The sequence below is a fragment of the Robbsia andropogonis genome, assembly GCF_000970345.1.
GTDB classification, from domain to species: Bacteria; Pseudomonadota; Gammaproteobacteria; order Burkholderiales; family Burkholderiaceae; genus Robbsia; species Robbsia andropogonis.
The window spans coordinates 1-415 of record NZ_LAQU01000259.1 but is presented as its reverse complement, the minus strand read 5'-3'; the positions used below and the strand labels follow the sequence as shown (position 1 = coordinate 415).

The window sequence follows — 415 nt, the reverse complement described above, 5'->3', positions numbered from 1 at the left end:
TGCGCGGTCAGCAAAGCCGGCGTTCAGCACGTCGACGTCCCGAAGGAAGCTGTCGACTTCCGCCTCCTGCGCTTCAGGACCCTTCACGGTGCCGAAGATCGCGTCATTGTTGTTGCGTGCCGCACGGATGACCTGCGCCTGAGAGCTTGCGATCAGTGCGATCATCTCCTCGTCCACCGGGAGTTTTCCATCGCGATACAACTCAAGGCGCGCCTGCTGACGCTGGAGTATTTCGAGCCAGTCAGCCTGGTAGGTTATCAGTCCGTCGAGCCTTTTCTTGCGGTCGCTGTCGTTCATGTGGGTGTCTTTCGTATCGTGTGGTGAAGTGATGCTCGGTCTTGTCGAGCACGGCGCGTCCGGCAGCCAATGGCACGGCCGGCACTGCTTGGCTCAAGCAGATACATGTGGAGGCGAA

The 415-nt window shown here is 59.8% G+C and carries 1 protein-coding gene; it reads right to left on the bottom strand.

Annotated elements, in window-relative coordinates; translation table 11 throughout:
* Nucleotides 1-297, bottom strand: a 297-nt coding sequence (locus tag WM40_RS27425) for a hypothetical protein (RefSeq protein ID WP_046154712.1), incomplete at its 3' end; no start/stop codon positions are given.
* Nucleotides 298-415: the final 118 nt, after the last annotated feature.